The following is a 733-nucleotide window of genomic DNA, read 5'->3' as shown; positions in this document are numbered from 1 at the left end:
CTAAAGGGCTGCAGGATAAGCTTGGTATTGATTATGTTTATGCCAATGAGTTGGAAATTAAAAACGGTAAAGTAACGGGGTGCGTGACGGGCCAAGTGGTTGACGGCCAGCGCAAAGCGGCTTTGTTGGATGAATTAGCCAAGAAAGAAAAAATAGGGCGTGAGCAGGTTATTGCTGTCGGAGATGGTGCTAATGACTTGCCAATGCTGAGTCGAGCTGGATTGGGCGTAGCGTTTAGAGCTAAACCTCTTGTGAAAGAGTCCGCTCGTCATGCGATATCAAACCTAGGCCTTGATGCTGTACTTTACTTGATCGGCTTTAGAGATAGAGAAGCAGAGTAGGATCTTAANGCTATCGGTATGTTTATTCGATAGTCTTAATTAGCCCTTCTTGAAAGTCTGTTTGTGCAATGGCTTGTTCGCTCGTTTGCGGTTGGGTCATCCAACTTAATACATCATAGTAGCGACGTATGTTTTGCACGTATATGACCGGCTCATTACCACGGGCGTAGCCGTAACGAGTCTGTTTATAATATTTCTTCTTCTGTAAAAGTGGTAAGAATTCTTTTACGTCCATCCATTTGTCCGGGTCTTTTCCGGCTTTCTCTGTCAGAATCCTTGCGTCATCAAGATGGCCGTAGCCCACGTTGTAGGCAGCTAAGGCAAGCCAGCTTCGGTCTGGTTCAGCTATGCGCTTCGGAATCCTGGCTCTAATTTTAGAGAAGTAGCGAACA

General features: G+C 45.6%; 1 protein-coding gene and 1 pseudogene. One reads left to right on the top strand and one right to left on the bottom strand.

All coding sequences use genetic code 11. The features are described from left to right. Positions 1-341 (top strand): HAD-IB family phosphatase (locus A3729_RS09195; RefSeq protein ID WP_156497833.1); only part of this gene is annotated, 341 nt, incomplete at its 5' end. Between the two features lie 22 nt (positions 342-363). On the opposite strand, the pseudogene A3729_RS09190 reads toward A3729_RS09195, so the two are convergent. Next, a pseudogene (locus A3729_RS09190) lies at positions 364-733 on the bottom strand (lytic transglycosylase F); the annotation flags it as partial.

This window comes from Oleiphilus sp. HI0043 (genome assembly GCF_001634935.1).
Note: the sequence above shows the minus strand (reverse complement) of the source record. Positions and strands in the feature narration are given on the sequence as shown.